Origin of the sequence: Natrarchaeobaculum sulfurireducens (assembly GCF_003430825.1) — an archaeon.
Classification (GTDB): Archaea; Halobacteriota; Halobacteria; order Halobacteriales; family Natrialbaceae; genus Natrarchaeobaculum; species Natrarchaeobaculum sulfurireducens.
On sequence record NZ_CP024047.1, the window covers coordinates 2,480,608 to 2,499,532 of the forward strand.

The 18,925-nt window shown below is 62.4% G+C and carries 14 protein-coding genes; 8 read left to right on the top strand and 6 right to left on the bottom strand.

What is annotated here, in order from left to right; all coding sequences use genetic code 11:
* Window positions 1-29 precede the first annotated feature (29 nt).
* Window positions 30-5,258: a S8 family serine peptidase gene (locus AArc1_RS13240; RefSeq protein WP_161958296.1), complete on the bottom strand. Its 5,229-nt coding sequence runs from the start codon at window positions 5,256-5,258 to the stop codon at window positions 30-32.
* 478 nt (window positions 5,259-5,736) lie between these two features.
* Here AArc1_RS13240 and AArc1_RS13245 point away from each other — a divergent pair, with 478 nt between their 5' ends.
* From AArc1_RS13245 to sufD, 3 genes are all read left to right on the top strand, one after another.
* Window positions 5,737-6,645, top strand: coding sequence for an ABC transporter ATP-binding protein (locus AArc1_RS13245; RefSeq protein ID WP_117364824.1), 909 nt, complete (start codon window positions 5,737-5,739; stop codon window positions 6,643-6,645).
* A gap of 61 nt (window positions 6,646-6,706) precedes the next feature.
* A complete protein-coding gene (gene sufB / locus AArc1_RS13250) occupies window positions 6,707-8,137 on the top strand; it encodes a Fe-S cluster assembly protein SufB (RefSeq protein WP_117362529.1) in 1,431 nt (476 codons plus the stop codon).
* A gap of 1 nt (window position 8,138) precedes the next feature.
* The gene (gene sufD / locus AArc1_RS13255) at window positions 8,139-9,356 is read left to right on the top strand and encodes a Fe-S cluster assembly protein SufD (RefSeq protein WP_117364825.1); all 1,218 of its coding nucleotides are present in this window, start codon (window positions 8,139-8,141) and stop codon (window positions 9,354-9,356) included.
* Window positions 9,357-9,431: 75 nt separating this feature from the next.
* Here the strand turns inward: sufD and AArc1_RS13260 are convergent, their stop codons facing one another.
* From AArc1_RS13260 to AArc1_RS13270, 3 genes are all read right to left on the bottom strand, one after another.
* Window positions 9,432-9,893, bottom strand: coding sequence for a Zn-ribbon domain-containing OB-fold protein (locus AArc1_RS13260; protein ID WP_117364826.1), 462 nt, complete (start codon window positions 9,891-9,893; stop codon window positions 9,432-9,434).
* Window positions 9,894-9,899: 6 nt separating this feature from the next.
* Window positions 9,900-11,066 carry a thiolase C-terminal domain-containing protein gene (locus tag AArc1_RS13265; RefSeq protein WP_117365892.1) on the bottom strand — a complete coding sequence of 389 codons (1,167 nt, stop codon included), beginning with the start codon at window positions 11,064-11,066 and terminating at the stop codon, window positions 9,900-9,902.
* Between the two features lie 169 nt (window positions 11,067-11,235).
* Complete coding sequence (locus AArc1_RS13270; RefSeq protein ID WP_117364827.1) at window positions 11,236-12,771, bottom strand: aldehyde dehydrogenase family protein; 1,536 nt, start codon at window positions 12,769-12,771, stop codon at window positions 11,236-11,238.
* 143 nt (window positions 12,772-12,914) lie between these two features.
* Between AArc1_RS13270 and AArc1_RS13275 the strand changes: the two genes are divergently transcribed.
* Window positions 12,915-13,748 (top strand): proline dehydrogenase family protein, encoded by an 834-nt coding sequence (locus tag AArc1_RS13275; RefSeq protein ID WP_117364828.1) that lies wholly within the window; start codon window positions 12,915-12,917, stop codon window positions 13,746-13,748.
* A gap of 172 nt (window positions 13,749-13,920) precedes the next feature.
* Here the strand turns inward: AArc1_RS13275 and AArc1_RS13280 are convergent, their stop codons facing one another.
* Window positions 13,921-14,643 (bottom strand): helix-turn-helix domain-containing protein, encoded by a 723-nt coding sequence (locus AArc1_RS13280; RefSeq protein WP_117364829.1) that lies wholly within the window; start codon window positions 14,641-14,643, stop codon window positions 13,921-13,923.
* A 172-nt stretch (window positions 14,644-14,815) separates the two neighbouring features.
* Between AArc1_RS13280 and AArc1_RS13285 the strand changes: the two genes are divergently transcribed.
* Window positions 14,816-15,310 carry a ferritin-like domain-containing protein gene (locus AArc1_RS13285; RefSeq protein WP_117364830.1) on the top strand — a complete coding sequence of 165 codons (495 nt, stop codon included), beginning with the start codon at window positions 14,816-14,818 and terminating at the stop codon, window positions 15,308-15,310.
* A 94-nt stretch (window positions 15,311-15,404) separates the two neighbouring features.
* Window positions 15,405-15,833 carry a metal-dependent transcriptional regulator gene (locus AArc1_RS13290; RefSeq protein WP_117364831.1) on the top strand — a complete coding sequence of 143 codons (429 nt, stop codon included), beginning with the start codon at window positions 15,405-15,407 and terminating at the stop codon, window positions 15,831-15,833.
* Between the two features lie 20 nt (window positions 15,834-15,853).
* Here the strand turns inward: AArc1_RS13290 and AArc1_RS13295 are convergent, their stop codons facing one another.
* The gene (locus AArc1_RS13295; RefSeq protein WP_117364832.1) at window positions 15,854-17,650 is read right to left on the bottom strand and encodes a phospholipase D-like domain-containing protein; all 1,797 of its coding nucleotides are present in this window, start codon (window positions 17,648-17,650) and stop codon (window positions 15,854-15,856) included.
* Between the two features lie 377 nt (window positions 17,651-18,027).
* On the opposite strand from AArc1_RS13295, the gene AArc1_RS13300 reads away from it, so the two are divergent.
* Together AArc1_RS13300 and AArc1_RS13305 are read left to right on the top strand one after the other, a co-directional pair.
* Window positions 18,028-18,297, top strand: a complete 270-nt coding sequence (locus AArc1_RS13300; protein WP_004216296.1) for an AbrB/MazE/SpoVT family DNA-binding domain-containing protein — start codon at window positions 18,028-18,030, stop codon at window positions 18,295-18,297.
* 11 nt (window positions 18,298-18,308) lie between these two features.
* Window positions 18,309-18,788, top strand: a complete 480-nt coding sequence (locus tag AArc1_RS13305; protein ID WP_117365893.1) for a type II toxin-antitoxin system VapC family toxin — start codon at window positions 18,309-18,311, stop codon at window positions 18,786-18,788.
* Window positions 18,789-18,925 lie beyond the last annotated feature (137 nt).

Sequence of the window (18,925 nt, forward strand, 5' to 3'; positions counted from 1 at the left end):
TGGATTCGGTATGATAGGTCGGTCGACGGTCACTCGAGGGACGTTGTTCGCCGCCGGGCCGTCCAGCCGACGGCGACGAGCACCGCGAGGATGGTGACGGCGAGCCCGAAGCCGGAGATCCCGTCGTCGGTATCGTCGTCCTCGGATGGCTCCTCCTCGGATGGCTCGTCTTCGGGATCGGACGCTGGTTCGTCCCCCGAGTCGACGGGTGTCGGTTCGCCCTCGGTTTCCGCGAGCACGAAGAAGCTAAACGAGTCGACGTCGACGGAGACGGTGATCGTCTCGTCGTCCGTCTCCTCGACGGTCGTCGGCTTCTCCTGCCACTCCCACTGCTGGCGCGAGAACGACCAGGTTTCTTTGATCGTCGTCAGCTGGTCGGGTTCCTCGACGGAATCGGCCTCGAGGTCGAGGGTAACCGTCGCCGAGGAGTCGTCCCTGGCGGAAAGCGAGGAGGACATCTCCGAAAAGGAGACGATCTCGAACGGATCGTCGTCGAACCGGTCGATGTCCGCCTCGATCGACGCGGTTACATCGTCCCGGATCCGCTGTGGTGGGCGGTCGTACTCGGCAATGTCGATCGTGCCCGTAAGATCGTCCGCGGTGAACTGAACCTGTTCGACGCCGTTCGCGTCGGTCGTAATGACGGTCGTTCCGGGGGTATCGGGATCACTGTCTTCGATCGGCGTCGAGGACTCACTCGAGGGCGTCACGAGCGTCAGCGTCCCGCGGATGTTGTCGAAGGAGGGCGGGCCGTCGTCGCCCGCACTCCCGCTCCCACCGCTACCGCCACCGCCGCCACCCTGGCCACCGCCACCGCCCTGCCCACCGCCGCCACCGCCGCCACTGTCGTCGCTGGACGCCGTCGTCACGTCGACCGGGCGGACGGCCGTGTCGTCGCTACTCGAGATCGTCGCCTCGTACTCCCCAGTGGACGCACTGCTGGGGATCGACACCGAAAGATCGACCCCCTCTTCCTCCTCGGGCTCGAGATCGATCGAAGACGAATCGGATAGCTCGAGGGCCGACAGCTCGAGGGTAATCGTTCCCGTGCCGTTGGCGAGCCCGTCGTTTCGAACCGTCGCCGTTCCCGAGAGCGTGTCACCGTGATCGACGCTGTCGGGCAGGTCGACCGCCTCGATCGTGTACACCGGAACGGGCTCGAGGGCCACGTCTTCCGTGATGGTCGCGTTGGCCGGAAGCGAAACGCTCCGGGTCGTCCCGTTGTAGCCGTGGGCCTCGACGGTCACCGTCCGGTCGCCGCGGTCGAGATCCGACAGTTCGTAGTGTCCGTCGGCGTCGGTCGTCGTCTCCCCGCCGTCTGCCGACACCGTCACCGCTTCGATCCCCGATTCGTCCTCACTGTCGGTCACCGTCCCCTCGATCGTTCCCGGTTTCGGCTCGAGGGCGACGTCTTCGATCACCTCCGCTGCAGCGTTGAGCTTCCGGTCCTCGAAGATCGTCTCCTCCTCGAAGTCGACTATCGAGGCGTTCAGCGTGTACGATCCGTTGTACGTACTCGGGAGCAGTGACAGCTCGTAGTGGCCGTCGGCGTCGGTCGTGTTTGCCACCCGGTGTCCGTCCTCGGTCTCGGCCTCGAGGGTCACGCCCTCGAGTGGGTCACCCGTGTCCGCAGCGGTGGCCGTCCCCTCGATGGTCGCGTTCGAGAGTTGGGTCTCGAGGTCGACGGTGTAGGTATTGCCCCCGCTCTCGAACTTCTTCGTCTCCACCGTCTCGGAGGGGTCGTAGGAGGCGTTCTCGAGTCCCGCAGTGACGTTGAACGTTTCGTCGCGAACAGGGACCGAGATGTCGTACTCGCCTACCTCGTTCGTCCGTCGGGTGCTGGTCGTGCTCCCGTTGTCGGCCGTGACGTCGATCGCCTCGATCGGGTCGCCGGTGATGGTGTCGGTCACCGTTCCGTTGATCGTCCCGCCCTCCTCGCTTCCGGCGGTGCTGAAGGAGCTAAACGAGTCGATCGTCGTCGAGAGCGTTCGACTGTCCGTATCCAGGTCCGCCTCGAGTTCTGACCACTCGTCTCCGTCGTGATTGTACAGGCCGAACGACTCCTCGAAGATCGCCGAGAAGTCGTTCGGCGTGTAGAAGACCTCGAGGTCGACTTCACCGGCGTCGCTTTCGGTTTCCTCGATCGAGAGGTTCGCGTCGATCGGCAACTGATCGTCGACGTCGGGCGGATTGGTATTCTGTGCAACAGTCACGTTCTGGCCGACGGTCCCGATCTGGCGTCCGTTCGCGAGTTCGATCTCGAGGGCGTTGTCGTCCTCGATATCGACGTTCCGGTACTCGACCGTCGAGGACTCGTTCGCCGCCGATGCAGTGAGATCGCTGTTCGTTGCCCCGTCGAACAGGATCGCCGTCCCAACGGTCTCGCTGAACGCGGTGTCGGTGAGGGTCGTGCCGTCGGCTCCCTCGAGCACCGCCAGGCCGGTGGTCGCCCCATCGACGTCGTTGTCGGCTCCGTCTACCCCGGCGGCGTCGATCCGGAGTCCCGTCGTCCCCCCGTCGATCGTGTTGTTCTCGAGCGTGCTCGAGGCGGTGGCGACGATCCCACGCTCGTCGGGCGCAACCGTGGTGTTCCAGACCCGGAACGTCGACTCCTCGAGGACGATCCCGTCGGTGACGTCCTCGACGGTCGAACCGGCGATCCCGCGGGCCTCGAACGTCTGGATACCGACGGTTGCGTTGCTGACGGTGACGTTGTCGACGTTCGGGCTCACGTCGGTGTCGACGTCGAGGCCGTCGTGGCCGTCGCCTGTGAGGTTCGATGCCGAGTCGCCCACGACGCGGATGCCGACGTCGACACCCTCCTCGCCGTCGACGGTGAGGTTCTCGACGTTGGCGAACTCGTTGGTGACGTTGATACCGATCGCGTCACGCTCTTCCGCCTCGGTTTCGATGGCGAGTGTAGCGCTCCCTGCCAGCGAAATATCACGGTCCAGTTCGACGGCTGCACCGTCCTCAGTGGCGGTTTCGGTTCGATCCTCGTCGACGACGATCGTCGTTCCCGCCACGACGAACTCGATCAGGTCGGACAGATTCCGGTCGGTACCCGCCGGAACCCGATCCGAATGGATCGTCGTGATCCCGGTGGTCTCGCGTACGTTCCCGCCCGGACCGTCGAACTCGTGCTCGAGCTGGATCCGACTGAGATCGATTTCGTCTTCGGGATCGATGGTGACGGTAAACTCGTCGGTCGTATTTCGGTTCGCAAACGCCGTCTGCTCGTCGAAGTCGGCGTCCGATCCGTTCACATCGAGGTCGATCTCATCGGTATCGACGGAGTCCCCGTCGACGGTCTCGCTCTCGTCGGTCAGGCTGACGGCGTACCCCTCGACGTTTGCCACGCGGAAGGTGATCGTGTCTGTCTCTGCCGGATCTAACCGGTTGGTGGAGTCGCCCGTTCGCTCGACTGTCACGATCGGTTCGTTCAGCTCGAAGTCGATCGCCGTTCCGTCGGTTGGAACGGTCGTCTCCGTTTCGGTACGGTTCCAGCCGAACGCCTCGGCCGAGATCGTTTGCTCGCCAGCCACCGTCTCGAGTTCGTACGCGCCGTCGGCGTCGGTCTCGGCCGTCGGCGTACCCTCGGCGTCCGACTCGACGATCGCTCCCTCGATCGGATCCTCGCTGTCGTCAGTGACGGTCCCCTCGACCGTCGCCTCGCCCTCGAACTCCTCGAGTGCGGTGTTGACAGCCTCGACGGCGTCGACGATCCCGTGGCCGTATCGGGTGTCGGGCTCGCGTTCGTCGTCCGGATGAACGGCCGTCTCCTCGAGCAGGTCGACGAGTTCGTCGTCCCCGAGCCCGTCGTCGTCGACCGCCGAGAGCACGAGGGCCGCCGTCCCCGAGACGTGCGGGGCGGCCATGCTGGTGCCGCTTCTCGCGGTCGTCCCGTCGCCGGTATCGATGGCTGCACTCTCGACGCCGACCCCCGGGGCCGTTATGCTCGGGACGACGTACGTGTCGGGCCACTCCGATGGGGGGTCGTCCCAGTCGTCGGCGCTGATCTCCTCGCCGCCGGAAAAGCTCGCGACGTCGCTCGAGGAATCGACCGCGCCCACGCTCACCGAGTCGAAGACGTTCCCCGGCGAGCCCGACTGGCCGTCATCGTCGTTACCGACGGAGGCGACGACGAGCTGTCCTGCCTCACGGGCGTTTCGAACCGGTTCGACCATCCCGTCTTGCGTTCCGTCGACCCCGAGACTCAACTGCAGGATATCGACGTCGTCGTCTTCGATCGCGTGTTCCATCCCGGCGATGATCTGGGCGAACGACCCCGTGCCGTCGTCGTTCAAAACCTTGATCGCGTGTAAGTCGGCCTCCGGGGCGACGCCGATGGCGGTCCCGCTTGCGTCGCCGCCGACGACGGTCCCCGCGACGTGGGTCCCGTGGCCGTTGTTGTCGTAGGCATCGGTCGGATCATCACTTACGAGATTGCCGAACACGTCGAACTCGGCCCACGCCTCGACGTCGACGTCCTCGTGGGTGGGGTCGGCACCCGTATCGAAGACCGCGACCGTCGTTCCCTCGCCCTGCGTCTCGACCGTCTCCCAGACGTCGGGCGCGTTGATCAACTCGAGGCCGTACGTCGTTTCGTCGCCGGTCGCCTCGACCGGGTCTGTGATTCCGGCCGTCGAATAGACACCTGCCTCCCCGCCCCCGACGGCCGCCCCGTCGAGACACAGCTCGAAGTTCTCGTGAACGTCACTGACGCCCTCGGTCTCTACGAACGCCTCGATCGGAACGCGGTCCGTGTCGACGGTGACGACCATCGCGTTCGCGAGCCAGAACTCCCGTTCGATCACGACCGGCGCATCGTCCTGGGTACGGACCGCTCCAGCGTCGCCGTAGCTCTCGCGGAACTCGCGTTGGCTCGCTTCGGCGGCGGTCCGCAACTGCTCGACGGGATCCGAGTCGGTGTCGGTGATTCCGACCGGTTCCTCGTGTTCGAATCGCACGACGACAGTCACCTCGCCCGTCGCGTTGGTGAGGTTCTCGTCGAGTTGGCCGCCGGAATCGGACGGTGATCGCTCGAGGATGTCCCCGTCGGATCCCTCGTGGTCCGTTCGATCGTCGAACGATACGCCGTTGGCAGTCGTCGCATCGCTCGCTTCCGAACCACCGGTAGTACCGATATCGGACGCGATCACCGTGCCGCCAGCGGCCAACGTTCCCGTACCCAGTGCGGCCGCAACGAGCAACGTAACTGCGACCCCGGCCGCAAGTAGGGGGTGGCCCCTGATCATCAACTGATCTACTAACTCGACGTACATATGTCTAGTCTAGTATGTATTTGTAGGACGAACGTCACGATTCGCTAGCGATTTTATTTCACGTACGCGGAGAAAACGGCTTAGCCGTCGATATCGAGAGTCACTCGGGCACACCAGGTTTCCGGTGGAATACTCACCACCTAACTGACTATTCGAGGACGCTCTCGACCGCCCCGGGACCCTCGAGTAGCATCCGTCCGGTGTCGCTCCCGTGGACACCCGACCGGTGAGTCGAGACTGCTCATCGATCCTCGAGGTTACGTGGGGCCGTCGTCGGGGCTGGACCAGACCCGTCAAACAAAGGGTAGCTGGTCGGTTCGATCGGCGGAATTCAGTCGAACCGATTCGGCGTTTCCATTTGGTGAAATAATATTCGTTATTCGAAACCGTATCCACCCGGATACGAAACCGTTATCAGGAAGACGACCCACCATTCGGACGACAGAGTACTATGGCACGTCTCGAACTGAACAACCTACACGCGAAAGTTGCAGATGGCGACGAAAAAATTCTAGAGGGCGTCGATCTCGAGGTCGAAACGGGCGAAATCCACGCCCTGATGGGACCAAACGGCTCGGGTAAGTCGACGACGGCGAAAGTCGTTGCCGGTCACCCGGCGTACGAAGTAACCGACGGCGAGGTTCTGATTCACCTCGACGAAGACGAGTTCGGCGACGAAGTCGAGATCGACGAGGACCAGCGAACCTGGAATCTCCTCGACCTCGAGCCTAACGAGCGTGCGGCGCTGGGTGTCTTCCTCGCCTTCCAGTATCCTGCCGAGATCGAAGGCGTCACCATGTCGAACTTCCTTCGCACGGCGCTGAACGCGAAGATCGAAGAGCGCGAAGAACTTTTCGAAGAAGACGAAGGTGAAGACGACGACGAAGAAGACGAAGGCTTCGAGACGTCGCCGATGGAAGGCCCCGCAGACGAGGGCGAAGTCGGCGTCGCCGAGTTCCAGGAGATCCTCTCCGAGAAGATGGAACAGCTCGACATGGACGAGAAGTTCGCCATGCGCTACCTCAACGCGGGCTTCTCCGGCGGTGAGAAGAAACAGAACGAAGTGCTCCAGGCCGCAATCTTAGAGCCCTCGGTCGCCGTCCTCGACGAGATCGACTCCGGGCTCGACATCGACCGACTGCAGGACGTCTCGGATGGCATCAACGCGCTTCGCGACGAGGTCGGCACTGGAATCCTCCAGATCACCCACTACCAGCGCATCCTCGATTACGTCGAGCCGGACCACGTCCACATCATGCTCGACGGCCAAGTCGTCAAAAGCGGCGACGCCTCGCTCGCTGCAGAGCTCGAGGACAAAGGCTATGACTGGGTCCGCGAAGAGGTCTACGGAACTGCATAACCAGTTCTGACTAGCCAAACGGATATGAAGCTACGACCGTAACCATCACCGTATACAAATCATGAGTTCCGAACAAGAACACCTCAAAACGACGAACACCGAAGACCGGTTTGCGTTCAAAAACGAACACAAAGCCGCGCTTACCGCCGAAAAGGGCCTCGATGAAGAAACCATCAGGCTCATGTCCGAAGACAAAGACGAGCCCGAGTGGATGCTCGAGCGGCGTCTGCGTGCGCTGAAGGTTTTTCAGGAGATGCCGATGCCGACCGGCTGGCCGGGACAGCCGGACCTCTCGGAAGTCGACGTCAACAAGATCGTCCCCTACATCCGCCCGGACGTCGAGATGCGCGAGGGGACCGACGACTGGGAGAACCTCCCCGATGAGATCAAAGACACTTTCGACAAACTCGGCATCCCGGAAGCCGAGAAAGAGGCGCTCTCGGGCGTCGGCGCGCAGTACGAGTCCGAGGTCGTCTACCAGAACATGAAGTCCCAGTGGGAGGAGAAGGGGGTCATCTTCATGAACATGGACCGCGCGGTCCAGGAACACCCCGAAATCGTCAAAGAGTACTTCATGACGACGTGTGTGCCCCCGAGCGACAACAAGTTCGCGGCACTCCACGGGGCGATCTGGTCCGGCGGCTCGTTCGTCTACGTCCCCGAGGACGTCACCGTCGAGATGCCCGTCCAGGCGTACTTCCGCATGAACACCGAGGGAATGGGCCAGTTCGAACACACCCTCATCGTCGCCGAACCAGGCAGCGAAGTCCACTACATCGAGGGCTGTTCGGCACCCAAGTACTCGGCGTTTAACCTCCACAGCGGGGGCGTCGAGGTCTTCGTCAAAGAAGACGCCCACGTCCAGTACTCGACGGTCCAGAACTGGTCGCGCAACACCTACAACCTGAACACGAAACGCGCCATCGTCGAGGAAAACGGCACGATGGAGTGGATCTCGGGTTCGATGGGCTCGAAAGCTACCATGCTCTACCCGTGTTCGATCCTCAAGGGTCGCGGTGCAACCGACACCCACATCACCATCGCCTTCGCCGGCGAAGGCCAGGACATCGACACCGGCGCGAAAGTCTACCACAACGCTCCCGAGACCAAATCGACTATCGAGTCGAAGTCGATCTCGAAAGACGGCGGTCGCACCAACTACCGCGGTCTGGTCCACATCGCCGACGGTGCCGAAAATTCGAGCACAGCCGTCGAGTGTGACGCGCTGATGTTCGACAACGAGTCGACCTCCGACACCATGCCGTACATGGAGATCGAAGAGTCGAAAGTCGACGTCGCCCACGAGGCGACCGTCGGCAAGATCGGCGACGAGGACATCTTCTATCTGCAGAGTCGCGGCCTCGACGACGACGACGCCAAGAAGATGATCGTCGCCGGCTTCATCGAACCGATCACCGAAGAACTGCCGATCGAGTACGCCGTCGAACTGAACCGCTTGATCGAACTCGAGATGGAGGGGAGCCTCGGATAATATGAGTACGACGCAGGTACACGCCAATCTGACTGAAGAACAGGTACGCCAACTTTCGGGCGACTTCGACGAGCCCGAGTGGATGCTCGAGACCCGCCTCGAGGCACTCGATGCACTCGAAGAACTCGACATGCCCGACGTCATCCGAACGCCGGGTCGCGACTGGACGAATCTCCACGAACTCGATTACGAGTCGCTCGTTGATCCGCTGAACGCCGCGGAGAACAAAGACCAGGTCGGTCCCGACGAGGTCGAGGTCCTCGCCTGGAGTGAGGCCGTCGACGAGCACGAAGCGCTCCTCGAGGAGTACTTCGGCAGCGTCATCGATCCCCAGGAGAACTACCTCACTGCGCTCTCGACGGCGCTGTTTAGCACTGGGACCGTCGTCTACGTCCCCGAGGGCGTCGACGCAGAAGACGTGACGATCCGCACCGAGCAGAACTCCCGCTCGCTGTTCAATTACACGCTCGTCGTCGCCGAGGAATCGAGCTCGGTGACGATCCTCGAGCGCCAGTCCACTGGCGCCGAGCAGGACGAACAGTACTACAGCGGCATCGTCGAAGTCGTCGCTGGCGAGAACAGTAACGTCCAGTACGGCAGCCTCCAGAACCTCTCGGAGGAAGCGTACAACTTCTCGTACAAACGCGGCGACGCCGACACGTACGCGACGATCAACTGGATCGAAGTCAACCTCGGCACGCAGCTGACGAAGTCGAGCGTCTCGACGGAGCTCAACGGCGACTCTTCGGAAACCCAGATCGTCGGCGCTTTCTACGGCCACGACGACCAGCACTTCGACCTCGATGCGAAGGTCTGGCACCGCGCCGAGCACACTACGGCAGACCTCGTCACCCGCGGCGTCACCGACGATGTCGCCCGCTCGGTCTACGAGGGCGTCCAGGACGTCGGTCGCGACGCCTGGGACACTAGCTCCTACCAGCGTGAGAACACGCTCATGCTCTCCGATGAGAGCGAGGCCGACGCCTCCCCGAAGCTGATCATCAACAACCACGACACCGAGGCCAGCCACTCGGCGACGGTCGGTCAGATCGACCAGGAGGACCTGTTCTACATGACCTCCCGCGGGATCGACCCACGGTCGGCGCGCAACATGCTCGTCGAAGGCTTCTTCGTGCCAGTGCTCGAGGAGGTCGCCGTCGACGAACTGCGTGAGGACTTAGAGGAACTGGTCGCCGCACGGCTTCGCCAGCGCGACTAACACAGGATTCGAAGTCGGTTTTTTCGGCCCGTCACACCCGTCCGCCAGCGGACGCGATCGAGCCCGAGCGACCGCTCACTCGAGTTCGAAGACGTGGATCGGCCACTCCGCCTCGTGATCGCGGGCGACCTCGCGTTCGATCGGCCCCGGCTCCCGGATCGAGAGCGAGACCGGCAGGTCGATCTCGAGGTCGTCGTAGGATGCGTCGACGCGGCCGGTGAGCCGCGCCCCGGAGTCGAGTTCGACGATCGCCACCGGAAACGGCGCGCGGTCGAGGAAGGGGTCCGGCGGGACGCGAACCTCGGTGTAGGAGACGATCGTGCCCCGTTTCGGCTGGGCCTCGAGGTCGAGCGCGCGACTGCCACAGGCGTAACAGGCCGGTCGTGGCGGCACGAGCCGCGTGTCACAGTCGGTGCAGTGGGCGGCGAGTAACTCGCCGTCGGCCATCGCGTCGAAGAAGCCGGGAAGCGTGAACGGATTGTCGGGCGTGACGTCTTCAGGCGACTCGAGTTCGTAGGATGTACTATCGTCTGTCATGGGTGATCAGTTCGTGAGGACGTGTGCGACGGTGACGGCGTCAGCGACGCCACCTTCGTTGACGAGCAGTGCGGCTTCCGCGTCGGGAACCTGGCGCTCGTCAGTCGCCGTGTCGGTGAGCTGTTCGTACGCTTCGATTGCCTGCATGAGTCCGGTTGCACCGATCGGATGGCCGCGGGCTTTCAGCCCGCCACTCGTGCTGAGACGGACGTCGGTCCACCCATCGGAGCGCTCATCCGGCTCGAGTGCGCTCTCATAGCCCAGTCCGTGTGGGGCGAACCCGACGGCTTCAGAGAGGAGCGCCTCACAGACGGTGAACGCGTCGTGGACCTCGGCGACGTCGACGGCTTCGGGCTCGAGGCCGGCCTGGTCGAACGCGCGGCTCGCGGCGACGTTCGCTCCTTCGACGAACGTCAGGTCGCGTTCGGCGACCGCGATGTTGTTCGCCGCCGCGCCGACGCCGCCGACGCGAACCTGCTCGTCTCGAGCGACGAGGTCGGCCGCCAACTCGGCACTCGTCACCAGGACGACGGCCGACCCGTCGCTGATGGGTGCACAGTCGAACAGTTTCAGCGGCGGGGCGATGTAGTTCGACTCGAGTACGGTCTCGAGGTCGATCTCCTGTTGGTACTGTGCGCGAGGATTCGAGGCGGCGTTGCGGTGGTTTTTCACCGCGATGTGGGCGAGTTCCTCCTCGGTCGCGTCGGTCTCGTGGAGATACCGCTGGGCAAGCAGGGCGTACTGGCTCGGGGCCGTGATTCCGGAGCGCTGCTCGAGGGCCCTATCGAAGGCAGCCGAGAGGGCGTTGGTTGCACCGGCAGTGCCGCCAGCGGTCATCTTCTCGACGCCGCAGGCCAGGACGGCGTCTCTGGTTCCCGACCGAACGTCTTCGACGGCGTGTTTCAGCGCGAGCGCGCCGGCGGCCGCACAGCCCTCGACGCGTTCGGCGGGCACGTTCCGCAGCCCAGCCCACTCGGCGATGAGGGTGCCGTACATGATCTGGTGTTCGTACGTCTCGGACTGGTTGCCGACATAGATGGCGTCGACGAGTTCTGCCGGGTCGGGCAGCCCGTCGAACGCCTCCGTCAGCGCCGCGGTGAAGAGGTCGCACCCAGTCAGGTCTGTCGCACCGATTGGCGACGATCCGACCGCGACGATGCGTGGGTCTGCCATACCACAGACGTACACGGATGATGTGTTAACAGTTACTCACACCACAGTTCGGAGTCGAGAACGGGTTCGTACGGGCAAAAACACGGCGCTCGAGCGTTCACAGCGCGCTCTGTGTACTACCAGACAGTCGTGTACAGCAACGAGAAGTGACTGGGTGGTCCGGGACTGCTCAGTCGTCCTGGGTCGTGATGTCCGCAGAGAGGCCCTGGGCCATCTCGATATCCTTGGAGTTGTTCAGCGTCCAGGCAGTGCGCTCGGTGACGGCCTCGATGGCCTCGCGGGCGGACGGGTAGCCGTTGCCCGACTTCTTGACGCCGCCGAAGGGGAGATGAACCTCCGCACCGATACACGGCAGGTTCGCGTACGCGAGGCCGAGTTCTGCATGGTCACGGAAGTAGTTGATCTGGCGGTAGTCCTCGGAGATGATGGCGCCGGCCAATCCGTAGGGCGTGTCGTTGTGGATCTCGAGGGCGCGTTCGATGTCACCGTCGTACTCGAGCAAGGCAACGTGGGGGCCGAAACACTCCTCTTTCAGACAGCGCAGGTCCGAGTCGTACTCGATCTCGTAGACGAACGGGCCGACCCAGTTGCCGTCTTCGTGGCCGTCCGGAATCTCGTCGTCGTCGAGTTCGAATCGGTCGACCAGAACCTCGGCACCTTCCTGTCGGGCCAGTTCGTTGTGTTTCTGGATCTTTTCGACGTGTTCCGGCTCGATCGCCGGCCCCATGAACGTGTCCTCCTCGAGCGGATCGTCGACCGCGACTTTCTCGGCGATCTCGACGTAGCGGTCTTTGAACTCGTCGTAGACGTCCGTGTGGACGATCAGGCGTTCGGACGAGACACAGCGCTGGCCCGTCGTCTTGAAACTGGACATGACCGCCGAGTGGACGGCGATATCGAGATCCGCGTTTTCGGTGATGACGATGCCGTTTTTGCCGCCCATCTCACAGGCTGCAAGTTTGCCCGGCTCGCCACCGACCTTGCTCGCGATTTCGTGGCCGACCTCCGCGGAGCCGGTAAAGAGGACGGTGTCGACGCGCTCGTCCTCGGAGATCGCCGCGCCAGCGTCACCGAAGCCCTGGACCATGTTGAAGACGCCGTCCGGAATTCCGGCGTCCTCGAACATCTCGGCGATGATCTGGCCACACCACGGCGTCTGTTCGGCGGGCTTCCAGACGACGGTGTTCCCTTCGACCAGCGCGATAGCCATGTGCCAGAACGGGATCGCGACGGGGAAGTTCCACGGCGTGATACAGCCGATGACACCGCGGGGCTTACGGCGCATGTAGGCGTCTTTCGAGCCGATCTCGCTCGGGACGACGTCACCGTGTGGGTGACGGGCGTTGCCCGCCGCCCACTCGACCATGTGCCAGGCTTCGGCGACGTCTGCTTTCCCCTCGGAGATCTCCTTGCCACACTCTTTGGTGATGATCTCGCCCAGCTCGTCGTGGCGCTCGCGCAGTTCGTGATAGATGTCCCAGAGGTACTCCGCGCGGTCGATATGTGAAAGTTCACGCCACTCCTCGAAGGCGTCCTCCGCAGCCTCGAGCGCCGCGTCGACGTCCGCTTCCGTGCCGCGGTGGAACGTCGCAAGCGGTTCGCCGGTCGCCGGATTCTCACTGTCGAACGTCTCCGAGCCGTGTCCGTCGGTCCACTCGCCGTTTACGTAATGGCGGTACGGGTCTGTCGTCGCTTGTTCGGACATACCTGTACCTACTCGGCGGCCACCGTGTACGTCGACCCTCCCATGGTCGGCTCGGGCCGCTCGAGTTCGTTTCTCCGAACGGGAAGGTGATAGAATTGGTCGGGTCGTAGCTTATTGGGACGCTCTCGACCTACTATAGTAAGATGATTCCACCGATCGCTAACCGATTCGTCGCTGGTGAGTCACCCAGCGAGGTGCTCGAGCACGTCCGAACGCTCAACACGCGAAACGTTGCCGGGATTTGTAACCTCCTCGGCGAACACTACGACGATCCGGCCGACGCGACGGGAGATACGTACGCATATATCGGCTTGATCGACGAGATCGCGGACGCGGGCATCGACGGCTGCGTCTCGGTGAAACCGTCCCAGATCGGCCTCGACCTCGGCCAGGACGTGTTCGACGAGAACCTCACCAAAATCGTCGAACGCGGTGCCGAACGGGACGTCTTCGTCTGGGTCGACATGGAAGATCACACGACGACCGATGCGACCCTCGACGTCTACGAGCCGCTCGTCCGCGAACACGGCGGGATGGGACTCTGTCTCCAGGCTAACCTCAAGCGAACCCGCGAGGACGTAGAACGTCTGGCAGACGCACCGGGAAAAGTGCGAATCGTCAAGGGAGCGTACGACGAGCCCAGTGAGGTCGCCTACAAGGACAAGGGTCGCGTCGACGAGGTCTACCTCGAGTTGATCGAGTACATGTTCGAACACTTCGAGGACGGCGTCGCCATCGGGAGTCACGATCCAGCAGTCATCGCACGGGCTCGCCAGTTCCACCAGGAGTACGGGACACCCTACGAAATCCAGATGCTGACGGGCGTTCGAACCGACGCCCAGTACGAACTCGCCGCCGCGGGCGTCGAGGTCTATCAGTACGTCCCCTACGGGCAAAAATGGGCGTCGTACTTCTACCGACGGGTCAGAGAACGCAAAGAGAACCTCCTGTTCGCCGTTCGAGCGATCCTCAGCTGACCGATACCGCCTCGAGATCGGGTAAGCCGGTACGCTACCGGTCGCACCGACCGTCGCACACAGTCACCCCCCTACGGCCTGTAGTGATCCCGTATACTATACCCGACGTTGTCCTGAGGTGTGTGACTGGACAGGGTCCCAGTCAGCCTGTGCTTTCCTGTAGCCCCGACTCTCAGGGGTCGAGGAGCGTCGACTCTGCCTTCCGGAGGTGCTCTAAGAGCGTCGATTTCGAGACGTCGAGGTCGTCAGCGAGTTCGCGGGTCGTCGTTCCACGGGGCCACTCGTAGTAGCCCGTCTCACGGGCATGTTCGAACACCTCTCGCTGAGTCGGCGTCAGATTGTCGAGTCGCCGATCACGAGAGGAACGGCCATCCGGATCGGACGTCGTAATCGATGCGACGGACACGTCCGCTCCCGACGTTTCACGAACCTGATCGAGTGCGTCTTCGATCTCACTGCGTTCGCCTGCAAAGCAGACGTGCCACTCCTCGCTGCCGCCCTGGATGCGCACCGGCGCGCTGTGGACGAATCCGTTTTCGAGGAGAGTCGGACACATCATGTCGTTCGGATCGTACTCGACGAAGAACTCACGAACGACGTTTCCCGGCGCGTTGCGCGCCCGGCCGAATCGTTCCTGTAACTCGAGGACGTCGCCCGAGTGCTCGGAGTCTCGAATAGCCTCGAGGAGCATCTCGACTTCGTCGACTGTCTCTCCAAACGCGGTGAACAGGCCATTGACCCTTCGGGGGCTATCACTGACAGCGCTGGGTGAGTCGTAGATCGCGTGTGCTAACACACCACCGCCGGTTTGGCCCGTCGCTTCGATGGCCCAGCAGTTTGGGTGCCACAGATCAAGCGTCAACCGGACGCCTGAGGAAGGTTCCGCCTGGCTCATACCTGTTCATGCTGCTGGTGAACCTTCTATGTGACGGTCTAGCGAATCGCAGTACTGTCAACGGGTCCGGTCAGACTCGTCGACGACATCCCCTTCTGTGGACAGACACCGCGCGCACAATGTTATCGACTGGATGCCTGAAGTTAAGTAACGGGCCCACCGACGAGTAGCTATGAGTCTGGGACAGCGCGTCTCGAGCGACCATCAGCTCGCTCGACTCCTCCAGATCGGGGTCGTGCTGGAAGAGGTCGTCGAGTCCCGCGCCGCACACCACCTCGAATCACTCCCGGAGGACGAACGGGACGCGATCGACGACGAGGTGTACGCGTTGCTTGCGGAAGCCGCCGAAGAGTCGGCCGACCATCGCGAACGGCTGGAGGCGCTCGTCGACGAACTCGACGCCGAAACCGTCCCCTACGAGGAGATCAACCAGCTGGTCAGCGCCCGGTACGGCCCGCCGGAGGACACCGATGGGGTCCTCTACGATCAACTGGCCAACGAAGAGACGGCCTATAAGTTCTACGACGACCTGATCGATGCAGTCGAGACGTCCGACGCCGAGTTCGCGATCGATCGGAACCGGCTGCTCGAGACGCTGTATGACATCCGTGAAGAGGAAAAAGAGGGTGTCGAGGACGTAACCGACATCATGGAGCGCAGAGCATGATCTGGGCAAGTGAGGCGGCGGGCGGGCCGATCGAGGTACAGCCAGACACGACCGACCGGACGACGGACACGGCCGACTCCAACGGAGGACAGCGATGAACACTGGAGACCAATATCTCAAGGCGATCTATCTCGCCCAGCGCATCGAAGAAGGCCCCGCTTCGACGGGGACGCTCGCCGACTTACTCGAGGTCAGCCCCGCGAGCGTCAACGAGATGATCGGCAAACTCGAAGCACGCGATCTCGTCGAACACGAGAAGTACAAGGGCGCGAGCCTGACCGACGAAGGGCTCGAGCGCGCCCACGATGCCCTCCAGACCTACTGTATCATCGAACGGTTCCTCGCGAACGTCCTCGAGGTCGAAGAGTACCGCGAGGAGGCCCGCGCACTCGAGAGCGTCATCGACGACACCGTCGCCGAGCGCCTGGACACCATCATCGACCGGCCAGCGGAGTGTCCCGATTGTTTCGACGCCGAACGAGACCGCTGTAAACACCTCGAACTCGAGGGCCGGGCCGACTGACCCGGCGGAAACTGCCGACACTACTCCGCTGAGCGTCCTCGACCGACAGCTCGTTCGGTCCCGAAACTAACGTAGCGATAACCCACCACCGCTGCGAGCAAGAGCGCCACGACGACCGTCACCGAGAGGCCAAACGGCAATGACCACGGATCGTCCTCCCAATCCGCCTCGAAGACGTCCGCATAGTACTCGCCAGCCTCAGTCCCGTGAACCGCCAGAAGAACCTCCCGATTGTTCTCGAAGGCGTTCTGGTTCCAGTTCGCACTGCCGACGATCGCGACCTCCCGATCGACGACGACACCCTTGGCGTGGATTTTCTCGAACCGGTCCGTCTCGTCGACGAGTTCGACTTCGAGCGGGAGGCCCTCCGTGGCCGCGGTTCGCTCGAGGTCGTCCCGGAGCGCCGCGTTCTCGTCCTCGTGGTACCAGGTTGAATCGAGCAAGATCCGGACGTCGACGCCACGACGGGCCGCCGCGACGGTCTCCTCGAGGACGGTCGCGTCGGCCGCGATACTCGCTTGTTTGATCAGGATCTCGTCGTCAGCACCGCCGAGAAGCTCCAGGGTCGCCGCTTCGGCGTTGTCCGGCGCGAGAAGGAGGTCGACGGCGTCTGCGTTGACCGCCGTCGCGTCGTGGTCGGTCGGAAACGTGCGGGTCCGATCGTCCGCCGCGTCGTCTCCCTCGACGAAGGTGGCGTTCGCTCGGAACGCCGCTCCGGGCTCGGTGTCCCGGCCCTCGAAATCAGCCCAGAAGACCGCCTCGAGGTCCGCCGCGAGGTCGGCGTCGACGACGCGAACACCCCAGCCGCGACTCGACTCGCCGCCGACGCCGCTTGGATTCCAGTTCTCGCTCGTCACCAGCACCCGATCGTCGGCGACGGCGTACTTGGGGTGGTGATACCGGTAACGAGCGCCTTCACCGCCGATAGCTCTGACGTCGACGCCGCCAGCGTCGAGCATTTCGAGGACGGGTTCGCTCGCAGCGGGTGTGCCGCCGACGGGACCCGACTCGACGAGCACCGCCACGTCGACCCCGCGATCGACCGCGTCGACGAGATCTCGAGCGACGGCGTCGGAGCTGATCGTGTAGCCAGCGAGAAGAATACGCTCGTCGGCCGCCTGGAGCGTCTCCCGTGGCACCTCGGGCGAATCGGGGAGAACGAACGTGGTCGCCTCATCGACGGCGGTGCTCGAGACGGGGAGGCAGGTCGCATCTCGAGGATGCCACTTCCCCTGGCCGTCCCGTTCAGCCCCGGCCACATCGTCCAGCGCACTGGCTGCGTCTTCGGTCTCGCTCGCGCCGTCAGGATCGATCCGGTGCCAGCGTTCGGCGAGCGGCGCTCGCTCGTATGAGACGGCGTCGACCGGCTCGTCACCATCCCGGAGTTCGAGGTCGTCACCGTCGACGGCGAGCCGGATACTCCCCTCGAGCTCGATCACCGGGTCGTCGGTCAGCGTCTCGGTGACCGTCGCGTCGGTGCTCGCAGCCACACGACCGGAGACGCGCTCGTCCGGAAACCGGGCGGTCGTATGGCCGTCGGTAACGGTCAAGTTCTCGAACGTCGTCTCGGGCGGTGTCTCGACGACCAGATACTCGCCGACGTTGTCGTCAATCGTCGGGTTAGGATAGAGTTCGACGATCCGTGGCTCCTCGAGGTCGGCGGATGCCGTTCGGTCGGCGTGACAGTCGACCGGCGACGATTCCGACTCGATGCCAGCCGTGCCGTCGCCGGCTGCAGCCACGGCCGGAGCAGTTCCGGCGATCGTGAGCGCACAGAGGACGAGCATGATCGCGACCCTCGCTCGAGGAGACGACATCGGTCAGTTTGGTCGCCCAATCGTATTTAAAAACTCGGGGCGCTGTTGAAATCATCAGCAAACGACAAGAGTTGGCTGCTGACTGTAAAACAGATATACAGCACGGCCTTCCGGTGAAGTTGTGCACGTTCGATGTAGTCGAAACGAGTGGGAGAGGATCGCTTTGTCGCTGTTACTCAGCAAACTCTGTCCGAACTCCCGAATCACTGTCAACAGAGGCCTGCTGCATACAGAGCATGGATGCAGCACGATGACTTTGTTTGCTTCACGTCGAAATCAGTGAAGCACCTGCTGACTACACGTGCGAACTGATCAGCATTTCGAGTGGCGCAAGAGTTTTGTATGTCAACAGAGTAGTGGGAATTAGGCGATTCAAAATGGGAAAGTCCGCATTTGAAGCGAACAACGGGGAAGAACTTACACTCACAGTGGACGATAGAGGGCGGGTAACACTCCCAAAAGAGGTTCGGGACCGATTAGGAATCGAATCAAACGATGAGATTCCTGCAACTCTTGTCGGATCGGTGCTTGAAGTCAACCCCAAACCAAGTTCGAAATTAGAGACAGCAACAGCCGGTCAGAAGAACTGGGAGAACACGACACCAACTGATGCCGGAGAAACCCTCTTCGGGCCGATGGACCAGTGAGCGACTATCTGATGACTGATTCTCTCCCTACTGAAGTGACAGTTCTTACTGACGTGAACGTACTAGCAATCGCGCTCACCGATGATCATCCTGCACATGACGATGTGTATCCGTGGGTCCAAAACGCAATTGATGGACCAAACGTCTTGCTCGTGTTTGATTATTATCCGTTGCGAGCACAGTATCTGATGACGAGCAATTTTGGAGTAGACGCAGTTGATGCTCGGAATGCTATCCAATCACTTGTTCGTAGCCCTGCACGAATCGTCAGTGCTACCGAGACAACGCTGCTCGAGGCGTACGAGATCAGCGCTGACAAAAACCACGACGTGTACGATTCGTTCATCCTCGCGCTTGCACGAGCATATGACGCCGATTACTTGATTACAACCGACGGCGATTTCGACGATCTTTGTAACGACGAAGATGTGAAATACGTCAATCCAATTCCAACTGAGACACGTGAGAAATTAACCCTAATTGATGGATAGTATGGTCTATGATGCATATGCGGCCTGTACTGAGCGTTCGACTCTTCGCGCAGATCGCGCTCTATCGAGTGCCACATTTGCGCTGTGGGTTCAGCACGGGCGCTGAATCCTATCACTCAGTAATGAGTTTGACAGAG

Coding starts and splice junctions, on each gene's coding strand:
- AArc1_RS13240 (WP_161958296.1), bottom strand. CDS start 5,258: ATGATCAGGGGCCACCCCCTACTTGCGGCCGGGGTCGCAGTTACGTTG.
- AArc1_RS13245 (WP_117364824.1), top strand. CDS start 5,737: ATGGCACGTCTCGAACTGAACAACCTACACGCGAAAGTTGCAGATGGC.
- sufB (WP_117362529.1), top strand. CDS start 6,707: ATGAGTTCCGAACAAGAACACCTCAAAACGACGAACACCGAAGACCGG.
- sufD (WP_117364825.1), top strand. CDS start 8,139: ATGAGTACGACGCAGGTACACGCCAATCTGACTGAAGAACAGGTACGC.
- AArc1_RS13260 (WP_117364826.1), bottom strand. CDS start 9,893: ATGACAGACGATAGTACATCCTACGAACTCGAGTCGCCTGAAGACGTC.
- AArc1_RS13265 (WP_117365892.1), bottom strand. CDS start 11,066: ATGGCAGACCCACGCATCGTCGCGGTCGGATCGTCGCCAATCGGTGCG.
- AArc1_RS13270 (WP_117364827.1), bottom strand. CDS start 12,771: ATGTCCGAACAAGCGACGACAGACCCGTACCGCCATTACGTAAACGGC.
- AArc1_RS13275 (WP_117364828.1), top strand. CDS start 12,915: ATGATTCCACCGATCGCTAACCGATTCGTCGCTGGTGAGTCACCCAGC.
- AArc1_RS13280 (WP_117364829.1), bottom strand. CDS start 14,643: ATGAGCCAGGCGGAACCTTCCTCAGGCGTCCGGTTGACGCTTGATCTG.
- AArc1_RS13285 (WP_117364830.1), top strand. CDS start 14,816: ATGAGTCTGGGACAGCGCGTCTCGAGCGACCATCAGCTCGCTCGACTC.
- AArc1_RS13290 (WP_117364831.1), top strand. CDS start 15,405: ATGAACACTGGAGACCAATATCTCAAGGCGATCTATCTCGCCCAGCGC.
- AArc1_RS13295 (WP_117364832.1), bottom strand. CDS start 17,650: ATGTCGTCTCCTCGAGCGAGGGTCGCGATCATGCTCGTCCTCTGTGCG.
- AArc1_RS13300 (WP_004216296.1), top strand. CDS start 18,028: ATGGGAAAGTCCGCATTTGAAGCGAACAACGGGGAAGAACTTACACTC.
- AArc1_RS13305 (WP_117365893.1), top strand. CDS start 18,309: ATGACTGATTCTCTCCCTACTGAAGTGACAGTTCTTACTGACGTGAAC.